This window comes from Gillisia sp. Hel1_33_143, assembly GCF_900104765.1.
Taxonomy (GTDB): domain Bacteria; phylum Bacteroidota; class Bacteroidia; order Flavobacteriales; family Flavobacteriaceae; genus Gillisia.
Genome location: NZ_LT629737.1, coordinates 2486992 through 2506191, shown reverse-complemented (window position 1 = coordinate 2506191; position 19200 = coordinate 2486992). Strand labels below are relative to the sequence as shown.

Genomic DNA, 19200 nt, shown 5'->3' with positions numbered 1-19200 from the left:
AGAGCAACGCTGTATGAAAGATGACTATTCTATTGAAACGAAAAACCCTACCCATAATTCCAAAGAATTAAAGCAATTACTGTCTTCTCAAGACAATGATTTCTATCAAATTATATTTCTAGCTTCAAAATTGTGTAATGTGCCAATGGCATGCATGAGTTTGATAGGAGAAGATTATATGCATTGTAAATATTCTACAGGAATCAACTTTGATAAGGAAGAACTCCGAAATTCTTTTTCTCACCGCACCTTAGAATCCAGCAATCAAGTAACGGTACTTAATTATTCTGAAGACCCAGTATTATTTAAACAGGTTGGGATTAGTTATGACAGGGATATTAAATTTTATGCCGGGGTATCGCTAAAGAATAATTTAGGAATGAAGATTGGCGTTCTAAGCATCTTAGATTCTGAGGAACGATCTTTAGACGGAAGCGATCTAAAGGCTTTTCACGCACTTGCAAATCAATGCAACAAGCTTATAGAATTTAGTTTTCAAAATCAAAAATTTCAGGAGATCCAAAACAGTTTAAAAGAGAAATATCAGGAACTAGAAAAGTTTGCCAGCTTAGTTTCTCATGATATTAAATCTCCATTAGCCAACATTATTTCCCTCACCGAATTGTTGAGAGAAGAGAATAAAGGAAAACTTGATGCCGAAAATGTTGAATACCTAAACTACCTTGTAGAATCTTCCTATTCACTTAGAAATTATGTAGATGGGATCTTAGTTTTCTATAAGAGTGAGCAAATGCTCGATAAAGATTATGAAAATGTAAACCTTGAAGAGATCGTTAAGACCATTGTACAACTCTTTAATATATCTACAGATGTTTCTATGGAATATCCTAAGAATATAACTTTACATAAAGTCAACAAATCTGCACTTACCCAAGTATTATTGAATTTAGTAAGCAATTCTCTTAAATATAATAACAAGAAAGAAAGAAATGTAAAAATTCAATTTGAAGATACTCCATATTATTATCGTTTTAAAGTGATAGATAATGGGAATGGAATACAGGAAGGAGATATTAATAAGATTTTTCAACTTTTCACTACGTTGGATACTAATGATAGAGATGGAAATCCTGGAAGTGGTATTGGCCTTGCCACCGTTCAGAAGTTGGTAACCAATATGGGTGGTAAGATAAAGGTCTCTTCAGAAATAGGAAAAGGAAGCACTTTTGACTTTAGTGTAAAGCGCTTATAGCGATCAAAATTCTTTTAGCTTTTGTATATTTGATGAAATAGTAGATTTCTATGCAGTTTCGTCATCCTGAAATTCTTTATACACTCTTCCTGCTGATCATTCCTATTTTAATTCACTTATTCAGACTTAGAAAATTTCAGAAAGAAGATTTCACTAATGTGAAATTTTTAAAAGAAGTAAGTGCAAAAACTCGTAGGAGCTCTAGTATTAAAAAATGGCTGATTCTTGCTACTCGGCTTCTCCTATTTTCTTCAATAATAATTGCATTTGCGCAGCCTAATTTTCGTTCTAATAACACCGTTCCTAATGCTAATACAATTATCTATTTAGATAATAGCTATAGCATGCAAGCCAATGGCAAATCCGGACAATTACTGGAATCTTGTAAAAGTCAACTTATTAGATTTTTACCAGAGAATAAACAGGTCGCACTTATTACCAATAATGAAATCTTTGAAGACGTTACCAAAAATGAGATTCAGAATATCTCCTTTTCCTCGAATCAATTAGATTTAGAATCTATTTTATTGAATGCAAAATCAATTACACCAAATGCTACTAGCCAAAGCAATCTTCTGCTTATCTCAGATCTCCAACTTTCAGACGAAAACATATCTTTAAAAAATTACGATATAAACCTCTTTAAATTAGAATTAGAAAAAGAGACTATTAGCAATATTGCGATAGATACCGCATATCTATCCAATTCCAATCCAACTACACAAACTTTAATTGTAAAGCTCACTTCTTACGGAACTAATGGATCTACTACCTCATTATCACTCTATAATGCGGATAAACTTCTTGGCAAAAGCAGTGTGAATTTTGAAAATAAGAGCGATACACTTCTTCAATTTGAACTTCAAAATAGCTCTATTACTAAAGGAATCATTAAAATTGAAGATAATAATCTGGCGTTTGATAACACGCTCTATTTTAATATTAATAAACCTGCACCAATTAAAGTTATTAGCATTACTGAAGTTGAAGATTCATTTTTAAAGAAGATCTATACTCAACCCCAGTTCAATTTTATTTCAGCTGCATCAAAAAATGTAGATTACAATGAGTTAGAGGATGCTCAGGTTGTGATACTGAATGAACTTTCAGAAATTTCGAATTCTCTCAAGAATAATTTGATAAAAAAAGCAAAGGATGATGTTGTCTTTATTACTATTCCTTCTTTAAAATTAATAGACAGTAATTTAAAGACGCTTTATCAAAACTTAAAATTACCAGAATTCACTTCAATTTATGAAAAGGAAAAATTAATCACCAAAATAACTTTCCAACATCCTGTATTCAAAAATACTTTTGATAAACAGATCTCGAATTTTGACTATCCTACAGTAAAAAAATCTTTTATAGTTAATACCAATTTTGGCTCTCCAATCTTAGGTTATGAAGATCTAAAGCCGTTCCTGATTGCATTAGATAATAATTATACGTTTACAGCTCCTTTAAATATTGATAATTCTAATTTCCAGCAATCTCCACTCATAGTCCTAAGCTTTTACAATATTGGCCTTTCTGCATTACAACCAACTCAACTTTACTATACTCTAGGAAAAAATAATATTATAGATATCCCAATTAAAAAAAGTGGTGATAATATACTTACTCTAAAAACTGAAAGCCAAAGCTTTATTCCTAGGCAGCAACAGTTTGAAGACCAAATTAAGATCAACACCAAAGAATTTCCCGAACAAGCTGGAAATTATGAGGTTATTTATGGAAATACTGTAGTTTATGATATTAGTTATAATGTAGATAGAGAAGAAAGTATTTTGAATAAGATACGTTTAGAAAATGATAGTAAAATACAGGAAATAAAATCAGTTCCAGAATTCACTAAAATCTCCGGCTTTACACAAGAAGTAGATTCTTTTTGGAAATGGTTTGTTACTTTTGCATTGTTCTTTTTAATAATAGAAACACTACTCTTAAAATATTTTAAATGAAGCTACTAATTAGATCTGCTATCATTATAGATGGTACCTCAGAATTTCATAAAAAGAAAGTAGATATTTTAATCATTAATGGTATTATTGAAAAAATTGGAAATTCTATAAAAGCTGAAAATATTGATAAAGAGATCAACTTAAAAGATCTTCATGTATCTAAAGGATGGTTTGATAGCAGCGTAAGTTTTGGAGAACCGGGCTTTGAAGAAAGAGAAACAATAGAAAACGGAATAAGAACCGCAGCCCTTAGTGGTTATACAGAAATTTGTTTAAATGGGAATACAGACCCTGTTCTAGATAATAATAGTTCCATAACTTCTGTGCTATCAAAAGCCAAAGATCTGGCGGTAAGAATCTATCCAATTGGTGCATTAACAAGAAGATCTCAAGGGGTGGATCTAGCAGAAATGTATGATATGTATCAGGCCGGAGCTGTATCTTTCAGTGATTATAAGAGTGCGGTAATGCATCCCAACTTACTTAAGCTTGCCTTACTTTACGCTCAGAATTTTGATGGTTTAGTACAATCTTATCCTCAAGATAATGACATTGCTGGACATGGACTGGTTAATGAAGAAAATAATAGTACCAAGTTAGGATTAAGAGGTATACCTGCATTTGCTGAAGAATTGCAAATATCTAGAGATCTTACCATACTAGAATATACAGGTGGTAAATTACATATTCCTACGATCTCTGCTGAAAAATCTGTAAAGCTTATAAAAGAGGCCAAAAAAAGAGGGCTTAATGTAAGTTGTAGTGTTGCTATCCATAATCTTATTTTTACAGATGATGTTTTAGCAGAATTTCCAACGACTGCCAAAGTGCTTCCTCCACTTAGAACTAAAAAAGATATTAAAGCCTTGCTAAAGGGGCTTAAAGAAGGAACTATAGACATGGTTACTTCAGACCATGCACCAATAGACATTGAGCATAAAAAAGTAGAATTTGAGAATGCCTTGAATGGAACTCTAGGTTTGGAATCTTCTTTTGGCGCACTAAATTCTATATTACCGTTAGAAGAAACTATAGATCTACTCACTAAAGGAAGAGGTAGATTCCATATTTCTGAACCTCAAATTAAAGAAGGCGCTTCAGCCAATTTAAGTTTGTTCAATCCGCTAGTGTCATTTCAGTTTCAGGAATCTGATATTTTTTCTACTTCTAAGAATAGTTTATTTCTACAAAGAAATTTAAAGGGTAAGTCTTACGGTATTGTGCATAGAGATAGGATAGTACTGGTAGATTAATCTTTTAGATTACGTAACTTTGTGCAATAATCAATCAAAAATTATCATCTATGAACAGTCCTGTTGCAAATGATGGAAAAACCGCTGCAATTGTAGCTTATTTTACAATCGTAGGTACCATTATAGCCTATTTTATAAATAACGATTCGAAAAATCCATTTGCCAGTTTTCATATAAGACAAGCTTTAGGAATACATCTAGCTTTCTATCTATTAGGAGCGCTGGTAAGCATATTTGATAACTGGATGATCACCTATTCTTTTTGGATCTTTATACTAGTTTTAGGAATTTATGGTTTAATAACCGCTATCCAAGGAGAGCAAAGACCAATTCCGCTCTTAGGCGAACATTTTCAAAAATGGTTTAGTACAATACATTGATATATGACTACAAAACAACTTTCCTTACAACATATAATTAAAGCTCCAATCGGGCAGCTAGAAAAAGCTCCAGTCTTATTCATGTTTCATGGATATGGAAGTGATGAGAATGATCTATTTTCTTTTGCAGGTGAACTTCCCGAAGAACTATTCATTATTTCTGTAAAAGCACCTTACCCATTACAGCCATACGGGAATGCTTGGTATGCAATTAACTTCGATGCAGATCAGAATAAATTTAGCAACAATGAACAAGCCATTGAATCTAGAGATAAGATTGCAAATTTTATAGATGAAGCTTTAGAATATTATCCAATAGATGCGAAAAATATCTCCTTGTTAGGGTTTAGTCAGGGAACAATTCTTAGCTATGCTGTGGCCTTAAGTCATCCAGAGAAAATTAAGAATTTAATTGCCCTAAGTGGATATGTAAATTATGATATTATAGCAGATAATTTTAAACAAAATGATTTTTCAAAGTTATCTGTTTATGCTTCTCATGGAAGTCAAGACCAGGTAATTCCTATAGATTGGGCTAGGAAAGCTCCAGAACTACTTTCAGAATTAAATATTGAACATAAATATTCAGAATTTCCCGTAGGCCATAGTGTTGCTCCACAAAATTTTATGGAACTAAAAGAATGGCTGAGAACGCGTCTCTAATCCTGAGGATATAAGAAAGATTTTTCAGTATTAAGAATAAGATTGTTGTTCTCATCCAAATCGTATGAGAGCAACAATTCTCCCCAATAAGTTCCATCAGTGAAATCTGCAATGATCCATTTATGGTTTAAGATCTTTACTTTATTTATTCGCATTACCCCTTCCATTCCTGCAAATGGAATCAACTCATTATCATCTTCAGCACGATTTCGACTTATGATAGCATCTTCAACTTTTTGAGATAATTCTTTTGCATCAATACCTCTATCTTCAAAATACGTAATAGCCCCGTCATTTTGATCTAGAGAGAAATAATTGAGATCTAAATTTTTGCTTAATAAAGAGTCATTTTCTGTCTGCAAGCCTTTCACTTTTGCATCTAAAAGTTCTATGGTGTTTTGTTTAGCTTCCAATATTTTTTTATCATTTACGTAGATGAAGATCGTAAGCATCAACATAAAAATGAACATATACATAAAAATTTTACTGCGCATTACATTTTAATTTTAATTTTAAGATTATCATAAGCTAAAAAAACATTCTCTGGCAACTCTGCCTGTACTTCATCATGAAATCCCATTAAATGACTTATATGAGTGAGATACGCCCTTTCTGGATTCACTTTATTTATAAATTCTAGAGCATCTTCCAAATTAAAATGTGAATGATGAGATTCTTTCCTTAAAGCATTTATTACCAATACTTTTACTCCCTTTAATTTTTCTATTTCTTCCTTTTCGATGGTTTTGACATCTGTGAGATATGCAAATTCTTCTATTTTGAAACCAAATACCTGCAAACGGTTATGCATAGTATCTATAGGAGTTATAGTAAGATCTTTAAAAGTAAAGTTTGAATTGGTTATCTCATTCACCGCTACACTAGGTGCTCCTGGATATTTATTTTCTGTTTGAAAGATATATTCAAATCTCTTTTTTAATGATATAAGCACTCGCTTATGCGCATATATAGGAATATCTCCCTGTCTAAAAAAATAAGGTCTAATATCATCCAGACCTGCCGTGTGATCATTATGCTCATGAGTATAGAGAATAGCATCTAAATGATCTATATTATGGTTTAACATTTGAGTTCTGAAATCTGGCCCGCAATCTATTAAAATATTATAGTCTTCCCATTTAACCATCACAGAAACCCGCAAGCGCTTATCCTTAGAATTTGTGCTTAAACATACAGGATGAGTGCTTCCTATTACAGGGATGCCCTGTGAAGTACCTGTTCCTAAAAATATGATTTCCAAAAGTTTTATTTTTCTACAAAAGTAAATATAATTTTTTTCTATAGTATCCTGTTTTAGTACCTTTGTCCAACATAACGTTGTTATTAAAAGATATATATATGCCCATTACCATTATGGGGGACAGAGAATTTGAAAATGTTCCTTCAATTAAAAGTAAAGCATTACGCATCAATCTAAATGAGAATATTTACGGGACCTTTGCAGAAATTGGTGCAGGTCAGGAAACTGTAAGGAATTTCTTTAGGTCTGGTGGTGCTTCCGGTACCATAGCAAAGGCTATGAGCGCTTATGATAAAGACTTTAGTGATGCTATTTATGGTGTAGAGGATGATAAGCGCTATGTAACTGAAAATAGACTTAAAAAGATGCTTTCTCATGAGATCAATTTGATCGAAGAACGCATTAGCCGAGAGAAACATCCCAATAAATTATTTTTTAGTTACGCAAATACCGTAGCAACCATAGATTTTGCCAAGCAATATAAAGGTCATGGTTGGGTTGGAATTAGATATCAGGTAGATCCTAATGAAGCATATAACGAAATAAGTCTTCATATTCGTTTTCACGAAAATGATGCTCGTTTACAACAAAACACCTTAGGAATTCTTGGAGTAAACCTCATATACGGTGCTTATTATAAGTATGATAATCCTAAGAAATTATTGAGATATCTATATGATCATATAGATAAAGATCAAATAGAAATTGACACTATCAATTTCTCCGGACCTCGATTTGAGCAAGTAGATAACAGACTTATGAGTTTGCAACTTGTTAAAAATGGTATGACAGAAGCGGTTATGTTTGCCCCGGATGGAAATAACGTTTTGCCTGCTAAGATTCTTTACAAAAAGAATATCCTTGCATTAAGAGGAAGTTACAGACCTGTAACAAAGGTGAACATGGATATGTATAAACGTTCTTTAGAGTTATTCATTAAAGAGCGTAAGGTAGAAGAAGAAAATACTGAAGTTATCTTTGAAATTACGCTTTCAAATTTACGTGCTGAAGGAGAAATAGATGAACGAGACTTTATGGATAGAGCAGAATTATTATGCTCACTCGGCCAAACAGTAATGATCTCCAACTTTCAGGAGTATTATAAAGTAGTAGAATATTTCTCTAGATACTCTAAAGAGAGAATGGGTCTTGCCATGGGAGTTAATAATCTGGTAGATATATTTGATGAAAAATATTACCGTCACTTAAGTGGTGGAATTTTAGAAGCTTTTGGAAAGCTATTCTTTAAAGATCTTAAAGTTTATCTATATCCGCTAAAAGATCCAGATACTGGGGAGCTTATAACAAGTGAAAACCTTAAGGTACATCCTAGAATGAAGGAACTCTATAAATTCTTTAAATACAACGGAAAAGTTGTAGATATAGAAAACTTCAATCCGGATATTCTACAGATCTTCTCTAGAGAAGTATTGCAAATGATTTCTGAAGGAAAATCTGGCTGGGAAAATATGTTACCGGAAAGAACAACATCAATGATCAAGGATCAACATCTATTTGGATATCAAGAGGCCAAAATAGAAGAAAAAGCAAAATAGATTATTTCTATTTACTGCATAAAAAAAGCGGTTTCAAATTGAAATCGCTTTTTTTATGTTATTATTATAAGAGCTATTATCTAATCTATTCTAGTGATCTTTGCTCCTATAGCACGTAATCTTACATCAATATCTTCGTATCCTCTATCTATTTGCTCTATGTTATGAATAGTAGAAGTTCCTTTTGCAGAAAGGGCAGCGATCAATAATGACACTCCCGCACGTATGTCTGGAGAGGTCATAGTTGTTGCTCTTAACTGAGATTGAAAATCATGACCGATAACAGTGGCTCTATGTGGATCACACAAAATGATCTTAGCTCCCATATCTATTAATTTATCTACAAAGAATAATCTGCTCTCAAACATTTTTTGATGTATTAGCACACTTCCTCTTGCTTGAGTTGCTGTTACCAACATAATACTCAAAAGATCTGGAGTAAATCCCGGCCATGGAGCATCGCTAATATTCATTATAGAACCATCAATAAAACTCTGGATCTCATAACCATTGGTATGCGCAGGAATAAAAATATCATCTCCCCTTCTCTCTAAGGTAATTCCTAATTTCTCAAATGTTCTAGGGATAATTCCTAAATGTTCCCAACCTACGTTCTTTATAGTGATCTCACTTTTTGTCATAGCAGCTAGACCTATATAAGAACCAATTTCTATCATATCTGGTAAAATAGTATGCTCACAACCTGTAAAACTTTCTACTCCTTCAATATGCAAAAGATTAGAACCTACACCTTCAATCTTGGCTCCCATAGAATTCAACATCTTACATAGTTGTTGTAAGTAAGGCTCACAAGCAGCGTTGTAAATTGTTGTCTTTCCCTTAGCCCAAACTGCAGCCATTAGGATATTAGCAGTTCCTGTTACAGAAGCTTCCTCCAACAACATATCTGCACCATGAAGTCCGTCTGGAGCTTCCACTCCATAAAAACGTTCTTCTTTATTATATCTAAATTTTGCACCCAGATTAACAAATCCTTCAAAATGGGTATCTAGTCTTCTTCTTCCTATTTTATCTCCACCGGGACGAGGAATATATCCTTTTCCAAATCTCCCCAATAGCGGACCAACGATCATAATAGATCCTCTTAATCCACTCCCATCTTTCTTAAAAGCTTCACTTTCTAAATAATCAAAATTGATAGCATCGCTTTGGAAAGAATAGCTGCCTTTTTTAAGTTTTTCAACTTTAACACCAAGATTCTTTAAAAGGGTAATCAATTTATTCACATCTACAATATCTGGAATGTTATTGATGATGACCTTTTCTGGTGTTAATAAAACGGCACATAAAATTTGTAGGGCTTCATTTTTGGCACCTTGAGGCTGAATAGTTCCGCTTAAGGCGTGGCCCCCTTCAATTTGAAAAGTTCCCATAGGGTAATAATATTTTAATGACGCTTGCGTCCGCGTGGATTGTTGTTACGTGTACTCTTTTTAGGGGTATTCTTGAATTTCTTATTACCGCGCAATAGATTTGCTGCTTCACTAAGATCTTCTTCTTTATTCTTAAGATTTATTTTGCCACCGCTCAATTCCTTTAAATGATCAAAGATCACTTCATCATCTACCGTTTCTCTATTCCAATTAAGGTAAGATTTCTTCATATGGTTAGCAATAGCATAGATCAAAGCCTCTTTAAGATCTCCATCTTCCCATTGTAACGCCTTATCTATCATTCTCTTAATATTATTTCCGTAGAAACGATATTTTGGGAAATTTTGAGGATAAGTCATTGTTTCCGGTCTCTCCTCTAAAAGCTCTTTTGAAGGCTTCGGGTATGGAGAATTTACATCCAATTTGAAATCACTTATTATAAAAAGCTGATCCCATAATTTATGTTGGAAATCTGGAACGTCTCTAAGGTGCGGCTGCATATTACCCATTACCGCAATAATAGATTTAGCAACTTTATTACGTTCAGTTTCATCTTCAATTGCAACGGCGTGTTCCACCATTTTTTGGAGATGCCTTCCATATTCTGGAATGATCAACTTGCTCCTTTCAGAGTTATATTCTAATTCGTATGTCAAAATTGAAATTTAAAGGTGATAATTAACTTGGTAGAAATTATATCGGCTGCAAAATACTAAATATTATTCAACTGCCCTATTGTTTAAAATGAATAAAAATCAAACCTTATCATTCCCAAAACGATAATATTATAGAGATATTACCCCTTCTACCTGAGAACCTACTTGTTTATATTTTTCTATCACAGCATCTGCATCTTTCATTCTCACATTTACAGAGACACTGGTATATTTTTCTGTTTTGGATTTCTTCGTGGTAATTACAGCTCCAAGGTTATCAAAAATATCATGTATCTGCTCTACTTTAGAAGCACTTGTTGGCACTATGAACTTATATAGATATTCTGTAGGCCAAAGCGCTGTGTCTTGCAATTGCAATTTTAACTTTGCGTAAAAATCTTCAGGATTCTTTGAGGGTTCCATAATCTTATTTAATCTGTTAGGTTACAAATATACAAGTAATGATTCATTTTTTTTATCAATTACAATTACCGAAATTTGCAAAGTGCAAAATAAAAGAATTGTAATTACCGGCGGTCCCGGTACCGGAAAATCATCAGTAATAGTAGATCTAGAAACTAAAGGCTTTTCATGCCTTCATGAAGTTTCTAGAGAGATTACGCTTGAAGCTCAAAGACAAGGAATTGAGCAATTATTTTTAGACCAACCGCTATTATTTAGCAAGAAATTATTAGAAGCCAGGGTAAATCAACATCTGCAGGCTAAAGAGATTTCAGAAGAAATAATCTTTATAGATCGCGGTATCCCAGATGTAGTAGCCTATATGGATTACTTTGGAACAGAATATCCTAAAGAATTTACGAAAGCCTGTGAGCATCATACCTACACTAAGATCTTCCTGATGCCACCTTGGCAAGAAATTTATAAAACTGACAATGAGCGCTATGAATCTTTTGAGCAAGCCGTTCTAATACATGAGTTTCTAAAAAAAGCTTATATTAACTACGGCTACGATCCTATTGAAGTTCCAAAACTCTCTGTAGATGAACGCAGTAACTTTATTTTAAGTAACCTGGGAAAATAAATTTGCAGGAAGCAAGAGACATATTAAAAAAATATTGGGGACATCACACTTTTAGACCGTTACAGGAAGAAATTATAGAAGCGGCCTATAAGGGGGATGATATTATTGCGCTTTTACCTACAGGTGGCGGCAAATCCATATGTTTCCAGATCCCATCATTATTAAAAGAAGGAATCTGCATTATTGTCTCCCCTTTAGTTGCATTAATAGAAGATCAGGTAAAAACACTCCATCAAAAAGGCATCAAAGCACTTGCTATAACTGGCGGTATCTCTTATTCTGAATTGGATACGCTTTTAGATAATTGCATCTACGGAAATTATAAATTCTTATATCTTTCTCCAGAACGCCTTCAGCAAGATCTCGTTCAACAGCGTATAAAACAGATGCCGGTTAATTTAATAGCTATAGATGAAGCCCATTGTATCTCCCAATGGGGCCATGATTTTAGACCTGCATATTTAAATGTTTCGGTTCTAAGGGAACTACATCCGGAAACGCCTGTAATGGCTTTAACAGCCTCTGCCACAAAAGAAGTGGTGGAAGATATTAGAAAACAATTACTTCTAACTTCTCCTAAGGTTTATAAAAAAACCCTTTTGAGAGAGAATATTGCATTTCAGGTATTGAGAACTGAAGATAAGATCTATAGGCTAAGAACTATCTTAAATAATAAAGAAGAATCTTCCATAATCTACGTAAGAAGTAGAAATGCTACTCAAGAGATCGCTCAAGAATTAACCCATTATGGTTACACTGCCAAGGCATTTCATGGTGGATTGTCTTCTTCTGAGAAATCTTTAAGATTAAACTCATGGCTACAGGAAAAAACCAAGATCATGGTAGCTACTAATGCCTTTGGGATGGGAATAGATAAAGCAAATGTTAGGCATGTAATCCATCTAAATCTTCCGGAAAGTATAGAGAGTTATTTTCAGGAAGCAGGAAGAGCAGGAAGAGATGAAAAACCCGCTACAGCTACAATTATCACAAATAATAGCGATATTCCTCATTTAAAAAGTCAGTTCTTAAATAATTTACCAGATCTTGAGTTTGTGTTATTGGTTTATAAGAAGCTTACCTCCTATTTTCAAATTGCGTTTGGAGAGGGTTTAGACACAACGCATGATTTTAATTTTTCAGAATTTTGCAATAGATATCAACTTAACTATCTCAAAGCTTATAATACCCTTCAGCTACTTGATAGAATTAGTGTATTAAAATTATCTCAACAATTTGAGAAGTCAGCAAAGCTTCAGTTTATAATTTCCAATAAAGCATTATTCTATTATCTTGAGGAAAATCCAAAGTTTGACCCAATAGTAAAATCAATTCTAAGAACATACGGAGGAATATTTGAAAATAAAGTTGCTATAAACCTGGCTGCAATTTGTTCTAAAGCTGGCACTATAGAGAAAGAAGCTATTGAAGTACTTCAGCAGTTAAAAAAAGATGGGATTGCAGAATTTGAACATCAACAAAATGATGCTTCCATTACATTTCTTGTTCCAAGAGAAGATGAAAGCAGCATTTACCCCTATTCTAAATATATAAAATCCCAAAGCCAGAATAAAAAAGATAAGATTACAGCGCTTTTAAATTATGTAGAAAATGATAAGATCTGTAGAAGCCGGCAGCTATTATCATATTTTGGTGAAAAGGTCACTACCAATTGTGGTATTTGCTCGGTATGCCTAACTCCGGAAAAAAAGGTTAAAAAAGAAACGATTAAACGGATATATGAGGCCATTATTAAAGCCTTAGAAATGCAGGAGAAAAATTCTCGAGAATTGGTAGCATCTTTACCCTATCCAGAAAATGGCATTTTAAAAGTTCTTCAACTATTATTAGATAAAGATATCATTGTTTTAAACCCCAATAAAACATTCAAAATAAAAAATACATGAAAGATTTAAGAATAATTTTTATGGGTACTCCGGAGTTTGCGGTTTCAACCCTTAAGGAGATCATAGAACATAAATTTAACGTAGTTGGAGTTATTACCGCCCCAGACAGACCTGCGGGAAGAGGAAGAAAACTTCAAGAAAGTGCTGTAAAGGAGTTTGCTGTTGCCAACAACTTAAAAATATTGCAACCTACCAATTTAAAATCTGAAGGTTTTTTAGAAGAATTAAAAGAACTGAATGCAAATGTACAGGTAGTTGTAGCATTTAGAATGCTCCCAAAAGCAGTATGGCAGATGCCGGCACTTGGAACCTTTAACCTTCACGCCTCACTACTACCGCAATATCGCGGTGCAGCTCCAATTAATTGGGCTATTATTAATGGAGAGACCAAAACAGGTGTTTCCACCTTTTTTATAGATGAAAAGATAGATACAGGAGAGATGATCTTACAAAAGGAGGTTGAGATTTTGCCAGAAGATAATTTAGGAGATCTTCACGATAAATTGATGAACACAGGAGCTAAGCTCGTAACAGAGACATTACAACTATTGAAACAAGATAAGATTAGCACTACCAAACAAATTGATAATAACGATCTCAAGGAAGCTCCAAAACTCACTAAAGAGAACACTCAAATAGATTGGAGTAGAAATGCGAAAGATATCAAGAATCACGTAAGAGGACTAAACCCGTACCCAACTGCATGGACATTGATACAAAATGGAAATGAAGAGTTGAAGGTAAAAGTTTTTGAAGTTGAGATCGAAGATATGGATCACAATGAGCCTTTAGGAAGATTAGTAGTAGAGAATAAGACCTTAAAAGTGAGTGCTAAAGATGCATATATAATTTTTAAAGAAATTCAGTTACCCGGAAAACGAAAAATGGAAGTGAAGCAGCTTTTAAACGGATTTAATTTTGAAGAAGAGGCGAAAGTTCTGTGAACCCTTATAAATAGTGAAATGAACAAATTTTAGATTTTTAAAGCAAATGTTATTAACAATTTACCTAAGTTATTAACAAAAACTCGCTTTTCCCTTGATATTACTTGCACGGCTGAAATATCCACATAAATTTGTAAAGCAAATTAACAGAATGTTTAACCAACAAGTAATTTAAAATTCAAATTATGAACAAAACAGATTTAATCGATGCAATGGCTGAGAATGCAGGAATTTCGAAAGCTGCCGCAAAAAAAGCATTAGAATCATTTTTAGAGAACGTTGAAAAGTCTCTTAAAAAAGGTGATCGGGTATCTTTAGTAGGATTCGGATCTTGGTCAGTATCTAAAAGAGCTGCACGTGAAGGAAGAAACCCACAAACCGGAAATACTATTAAAATTGCTGCTAAGAATGTAGTTAAATTTAAAGCCGGAGCAGATTTACAAAAAGCTGTAAACTAAGAATTTACCACAATTATAAAGTACAACTCTCCTCCGGGAGAGTTTTTTTTTGGAAAAAAAATTAGTTAAAATTTGAATTTGTTAAATAAATCTTTAGCTTTAAACAAAAGATAGGCTTATGATAGCTTTAAAACCAACTAAGGGATTGCTATTAGTTGCAGAACCTTCAATAATTGGAGATGTCTCATTTAATAGGTCTGTAGTACTTCTAGCAGAACATTCAGAAAATGGATCTATAGGCTTTATTTTAAATAAAGTCTTAGATTTTACCCTTCAGGAACTAATTCCAGACCTTACCAAGAGCTTTAAAATATATAATGGCGGGCCTGTAGAACAGGATAATTTATATTTTATTCATAAAATTCCAGACCTAATTCCCGACAGTATAGAAATAGCAAATGGCATCTATTGGGGAGGAAATTTTGATGCGGTAAAAGAATTAATTTCTAAAGGTCTGATAACAGAAAAACAGATCCGTTTTTTCTTAGGATATTCAGGTTGGGATGCGGAACAATTACAGGAAGAATTAAATTCTAATTCTTGGATAATCACCGCTCACCAAGACGCTAAAGATATTATAGAAAGACCCTATAGATCTTTCTGGAAAGATAAGATGATAGAACTTGGTGGAAATTATATGCTTTGGTCCAATGCACCAGAAAATCCAAGTTATAACTAAGATCTTTTAACCTAATCTAGCTTTTACGTTAAGTTTAGAAAGTATTTCTTTTGTTACCTCGATCTTAAATTCTTTCTTTCTATATTTTGTTATTGGCTGGATTCCAACAATAACGTTAGTAATAAAAAGCTCATCTGCTTTTTGCAGTTCAAAAGGTGAAATAGCAGCTTCTTCAATTTCCAGTTCTGGAAGAGTTTTAATAATGGATAAAAGCTGTTTTCTCACTATACCGTTTAAAGCACCTTCAGTAAGAGGAGGCGTTTTGATTTTATTATCTTTAATTAGAAATATATTCCCATTTAAAGCTTCTACAATAGATTTTTTCTCATTTAGCAGCAAGCAGTTGTTATAACTGTTTTCTTTAGCGTAGATACTTCCTAGAACGTTTACAGCTCTGTTATTAGACTTGATTGTAGATAAAAGTCCGCTTGTGATGTAATGATCCTTGAAAAGTTCAATTTCATATGGATCCTGATTTAATAGATAAAAAGAATTGGGCAGTTGTGATGCTTGGATTAAATAATCTACTTCTAAGGTTGTTGGGCTATAATATCCACCTTCCATTCTACAAACTGTAAACTTTACGCGAGCAGGTGAAGTCTCCAGATCATTAGCCTTAACCAACGCTAAAATCTCAGATTCTAAAAATTCCGGAGAAAAATTTGAAGGAATTTCCATTCTCATGATTCTCATAGAAGCCATAAGTCTAAAATAATGATCTTCCCAAAACATTATTTTTCCTGATATTACACGAATGGTCTCAAATACAGAATCACCGTAAGCCAAACCTCTGTTATTTGGTGAAATTGTTGCTTGCTCTTTCTCTACTAAACTTCCATTAAAATTCATCATAAAAAAACCCCGTTTTTAGAAACGGGGCAAAGATACTATTTATATAAGGATTTCTAAACCGAACCTAATATCTGTTTTAAGTTAGAGATCATATTTTCCCATAACATTTTTCCTTCTGCAATTTCATCTTCATCATCTGCAAAATCTGTAACCATGATTGAAACATCTTTTGTAATATCGTCTACCTGGATTCTAATTTCGAAGAAATATGAAGTATCCTCATCTTCTATCCATCTAAATTTAATGCGCTCTCCATTCTTCTTACTTACCAGCTTTGCCTTCTCTTCAGAGCCATCCCAGATGAATGTAAATAGTTCTCCACGAGAGTTTACGTTGTCTGCGTACCATTCACTTAATCCTGAAGGGGTTGAAATATATTGATATAATAACGAAGGAGATGCCTGAATAGGAAATTCCATTTCGTACTTAACTTTATCTTCCATGCTGTATTTGTTAGATTTTGGGCAATATAAATATTAATTGGAAACATTAAAAGAAAAGATTTTAAAAGTTTTTTAAAATAAAGTTTGCCTCAATTCAAATTGTTTATATATTTGCAGCCGCAAACTTTGAGCAGCGAAGCTCTTTATTCATAAAGGTTCTCTGTTAAAATACTAGTTTGAAATCATTTACCTTTTGGCGAGGTAGCTCAGTTGGTTAGAGCGTCGGATTCATAACCCGGAGGTCACGAGTTCAAATCTCGTTCTCGCTACTTCAAAACCGCTTAAAATATAAATTTTAAGCGGTTTTTTTATTTTCTTCACTTTACGCCTATTCATATTTCATTGGATTATAAAATTAAAAGTTATACTTTGATTCCTTCAATGTCAATAACCTACTATTCCTCATGAAAAATATTGTAGTATTAACCGGCGCTGGAATTAGTGCAGAAAGCGGAATCAAAACTTTTAGAGATGTGGATGGTCTTTGGGAAGGCCATAATGTTATGGATGTTGCTTCTCCAGAAGGTTGGGCTAGAGATCAAGAAAATGTACTTAACTTCTACAATCTTAGAAGAAAACAACTTTTAGAAGTTGAACCTAATGCAGCTCATAATGCATTGCGAGATCTAGAAGAAAAATATAATGTTCACATTATAACGCAAAACATAGATGACCTTCATGAAAGAGCTGGCAGTTCTAATGTAACTCATCTGCATGGAGAACTTTTAAAAGTAAGAAGTACTTTTGATGAAGATCTGGTAATGGATTGGAAAACAGACCTTAATGTAGGAGATTTTTGTGAATTTAATCATCAATTAAGACCACATGTGGTTTGGTTTGGAGAACCGGTTCCAAAACTGCAACATGCTATAGAGATTACAGAAGAGGCAGATATATTAATAATTGTAGGCACTTCCATGCAGGTTTATCCTGCAGCAGCACTACTAGATTTTTCACCTGCTAAAATCCCTATTTACTTTATAGATCCAAATCCTGCCATATATCCTAGTAAATATCTTGAAATTATAAGAGAAAAAGCTGCACTAGGGGTTCCTGAATTATCGAAAAGACTTTTAGTTGAAGCTGAGTAAGAAACTTATTTTTATAAAAAAGTTTTACTTTAAAATAATAAAATCTGTAAGCTTAGAATTGCTTAAAGCGCTATCTTTAACCTTTCAATTTTAAATCATTAAAAATGACGCCGCTTACAGCAATCTCACCTATTGATGGTAGATATTCTCAAAAAACCAAAGACCTTGTAATTTATTTTAGCGAAGAAGCTCTTATCAAATATAGAGTAAGAGTTGAAATTGAATATTTTATAGCGCTTTGTACCTTACCCTTACCTCAGTTAAAAACTGTAAATTCAGATATCTTTTCAGAGTTAAGAAATATTTACTTAAATTTTTCTAGTACTGATGCAGAAGCGGTAAAAGAGATCGAGAGCACCACAAATCATGATGTTAAGGCTGTAGAATACTTTATTAAAGATAGGTTTGATCAACTTGGATTACAACAGTACAAGGAGTTCATTCATTTTGGTCTTACATCTCAAGATATAAATAATACAGCAGTTCCATTAAGTTTAAAAGAATCTATACAAAATGTTTACCTACCGGTTCTTAACGATATTATTGAAAAAATTAATGATCTTAGCGTAGACTGGAAAAATATTCCTTTACTAGCAAGAACGCATGGTCAACCTGCTTCTCCTACACGTCTTGGTAAAGAAATGGAAGTGTATGTTACTAGGCTTAACGCTCAATTAAAACAACTTAAAATGATCCCTAACTCTGCTAAATTTGGTGGAGCAACAGGAAATTATAATGCACATCACGTAGCCTATCCAGCTATAGATTGGAAGTCTTTTGGATCTGACTTTGTGGAAAAAACTTTGAAATTAGATCACTCTTTTCCAACCACGCAAATTGAGCATTATGATAACATGGCGGCTCTTTTTGATGCTTTAAAGAGAATAAATACAATCTTAATAGACCTAGATCGAGACTTTTGGACTTATGTATCTATGGATTATTTCAAACAAAAGATAAAAAAAGGAGAAGTAGGATCTTCTGCGATGCCGCATAAAGTTAATCCGATAGATTTTGAAAATAGTGAAGGAAATCTAGGAATAGCGAATGCTTTGTTTGAACATCTTTCTGCAAAGCTACCGGTAAGCAGATTACAGCGAGATCTAACAGATAGTACTGTATTAAGAAATATAGGTGTTCCAATAGGGCATACACTTATCGCTTTCCAATCTACATTAAAGGGATTAAATAAACTTTTATTGAATGAAGCAAAAATTCAAGGCGATCTGGAGAATAACTGGGCTGTAGTAGCAGAAGCAATTCAAACTATATTAAGACGAGAAGGCTATGCAAATCCTTATGAAGCTTTAAAAGGACTTACACGTACTAATGAGGCTATAAATAAAGAAAGCATGGCTAATTTTATTGAAACCTTAGAAGTAGAAGAAAGCGTAAAAGAAGAATTGAAAACTATAACTCCACAAAATTATACTGGAATCTAAAT

At 33.2% G+C, this 19200-nt stretch carries 20 protein-coding genes and 1 tRNA gene; 14 read left to right on the top strand and 7 right to left on the bottom strand.

Annotated elements, in window-relative coordinates; all coding sequences use genetic code 11:
* Positions 1-13 precede the first annotated feature (13 nt).
* Genes BLT84_RS11620 through BLT84_RS11600 form a run of 5 tightly spaced genes read left to right on the top strand, consistent with a single transcriptional unit; the run spans position 14 to position 5470 of the window.
* Complete coding sequence (locus tag BLT84_RS11620) at positions 14-1213, top strand: sensor histidine kinase (protein ID WP_091265894.1); 1200 nt, start codon at positions 14-16, stop codon at positions 1211-1213.
* A gap of 50 nt (positions 1214-1263) precedes the next feature.
* A complete protein-coding gene (locus BLT84_RS11615) occupies positions 1264-3174 on the top strand; it encodes a BatA domain-containing protein (protein WP_091265890.1) in 1911 nt (636 codons plus the stop codon).
* Positions 3171-4427 carry a dihydroorotase gene (locus BLT84_RS11610; RefSeq protein WP_091265887.1) on the top strand — a complete coding sequence of 419 codons (1257 nt, stop codon included), beginning with the start codon at positions 3171-3173 and terminating at the stop codon, positions 4425-4427. Before BLT84_RS11615 ends, BLT84_RS11610 begins: the two co-directional genes overlap by 4 nt.
* Positions 4428-4477: 50 nt before the next feature.
* Entirely contained in the window at positions 4478-4807 is a 330-nt protein-coding gene (locus BLT84_RS11605) for a DUF4870 domain-containing protein (protein ID WP_091265884.1), read from the top strand.
* A 3-nt stretch (positions 4808-4810) separates the two neighbouring features.
* Entirely contained in the window at positions 4811-5470 is a 660-nt protein-coding gene (locus tag BLT84_RS11600) for an alpha/beta hydrolase (RefSeq protein WP_091265880.1), read from the top strand.
* Here the strand turns inward: BLT84_RS11600 and BLT84_RS11595 are convergent.
* Positions 5467-5964 (bottom strand): hypothetical protein, encoded by a 498-nt coding sequence (locus BLT84_RS11595; RefSeq protein ID WP_091265876.1) that lies wholly within the window; start codon positions 5962-5964, stop codon positions 5467-5469. The two genes, BLT84_RS11600 and BLT84_RS11595, sit on opposite strands and share 4 nt — an antisense overlap.
* Entirely contained in the window at positions 5964-6731 is a 768-nt protein-coding gene (locus tag BLT84_RS11590; RefSeq protein ID WP_091265873.1) for an MBL fold metallo-hydrolase, read from the bottom strand. The genes BLT84_RS11595 and BLT84_RS11590 overlap by 1 nt, the downstream gene beginning before the upstream one ends.
* Positions 6732-6829: 98 nt before the next feature.
* On the opposite strand from BLT84_RS11590, the gene BLT84_RS11585 reads away from it, so the two are divergent.
* Positions 6830-8287: a nicotinate-nucleotide adenylyltransferase gene (locus BLT84_RS11585; protein WP_034892345.1), complete on the top strand. Its 1458-nt coding sequence runs from the start codon at positions 6830-6832 to the stop codon at positions 8285-8287.
* A gap of 80 nt (positions 8288-8367) precedes the next feature.
* Here the strand turns inward: BLT84_RS11585 and murA are convergent, their stop codons facing one another.
* The 3 genes from murA to BLT84_RS11570 form a co-directional block, all read right to left on the bottom strand.
* Positions 8368-9681 carry a UDP-N-acetylglucosamine 1-carboxyvinyltransferase gene (gene murA, locus BLT84_RS11580; protein WP_034892342.1) on the bottom strand — a complete coding sequence of 438 codons (1314 nt, stop codon included), beginning with the start codon at positions 9679-9681 and terminating at the stop codon, positions 8368-8370.
* Positions 9682-9695: 14 nt separating this feature from the next.
* On the bottom strand, positions 9696-10337 hold the full coding sequence (locus BLT84_RS11575) for a DUF4290 domain-containing protein (protein ID WP_034892339.1): 642 nt from the start codon (positions 10335-10337) through the stop codon (positions 9696-9698).
* Between the two features lie 129 nt (positions 10338-10466).
* Positions 10467-10760, bottom strand: coding sequence for a DUF493 family protein (locus BLT84_RS11570; RefSeq protein ID WP_034892336.1), 294 nt, complete (start codon positions 10758-10760; stop codon positions 10467-10469).
* Positions 10761-10842: 82 nt separating this feature from the next.
* On the opposite strand from BLT84_RS11570, the gene BLT84_RS11565 reads away from it, so the two are divergent.
* From BLT84_RS11565 to BLT84_RS11545, 5 genes are all read left to right on the top strand, one after another.
* Positions 10843-11382 carry an AAA family ATPase gene (locus tag BLT84_RS11565; RefSeq protein WP_091265870.1) on the top strand — a complete coding sequence of 180 codons (540 nt, stop codon included), beginning with the start codon at positions 10843-10845 and terminating at the stop codon, positions 11380-11382.
* Between the two features lie 2 nt (positions 11383-11384).
* Positions 11385-13289, top strand: coding sequence for an ATP-dependent DNA helicase RecQ (locus BLT84_RS11560; protein ID WP_091265866.1), 1905 nt, complete (start codon positions 11385-11387; stop codon positions 13287-13289).
* Entirely contained in the window at positions 13286-14233 is a 948-nt protein-coding gene (fmt, locus tag BLT84_RS11555) for a methionyl-tRNA formyltransferase (RefSeq protein WP_091265862.1), read from the top strand. The genes BLT84_RS11560 and fmt overlap by 4 nt, the downstream gene beginning before the upstream one ends.
* A 185-nt stretch (positions 14234-14418) precedes the next feature.
* Positions 14419-14691, top strand: coding sequence for an HU family DNA-binding protein (locus BLT84_RS11550; RefSeq protein WP_034892326.1), 273 nt, complete (start codon positions 14419-14421; stop codon positions 14689-14691).
* Positions 14692-14809: 118 nt separating this feature from the next.
* The gene (locus tag BLT84_RS11545; protein ID WP_034892323.1) at positions 14810-15370 is read left to right on the top strand and encodes a YqgE/AlgH family protein; all 561 of its coding nucleotides are present in this window, start codon (positions 14810-14812) and stop codon (positions 15368-15370) included.
* Between the two features lie 6 nt (positions 15371-15376).
* On the opposite strand, the gene BLT84_RS11540 is transcribed toward BLT84_RS11545, so the two are convergent.
* Together BLT84_RS11540 and BLT84_RS11535 are read right to left on the bottom strand one after the other, a co-directional pair.
* Complete coding sequence (locus BLT84_RS11540; RefSeq protein WP_091265860.1) at positions 15377-16222, bottom strand: aminotransferase class IV; 846 nt, start codon at positions 16220-16222, stop codon at positions 15377-15379.
* 53 nt (positions 16223-16275) lie between these two features.
* Positions 16276-16665: an START-like domain-containing protein gene (locus tag BLT84_RS11535; RefSeq protein ID WP_034892317.1), complete on the bottom strand. Its 390-nt coding sequence runs from the start codon at positions 16663-16665 to the stop codon at positions 16276-16278.
* Between the two features lie 195 nt (positions 16666-16860).
* On the opposite strand from BLT84_RS11535, the gene BLT84_RS11530 reads away from it, so the two are divergent.
* The 3 genes from BLT84_RS11530 to purB all read left to right on the top strand — a co-directional run bounded on the left by BLT84_RS11530 (position 16861) and on the right by purB (position 19198).
* Positions 16861-16934: transfer RNA gene (locus BLT84_RS11530), tRNA-Met, on the top strand.
* A 135-nt stretch (positions 16935-17069) separates the two neighbouring features.
* Positions 17070-17756, top strand: coding sequence for an SIR2 family NAD-dependent protein deacylase (locus tag BLT84_RS11525; RefSeq protein WP_091265857.1), 687 nt, complete (start codon positions 17070-17072; stop codon positions 17754-17756).
* Between the two features lie 104 nt (positions 17757-17860).
* Complete coding sequence (purB, locus tag BLT84_RS11520; protein WP_091265854.1) at positions 17861-19198, top strand: adenylosuccinate lyase; 1338 nt, start codon at positions 17861-17863, stop codon at positions 19196-19198.
* Positions 19199-19200: the final 2 nt, after the last annotated feature.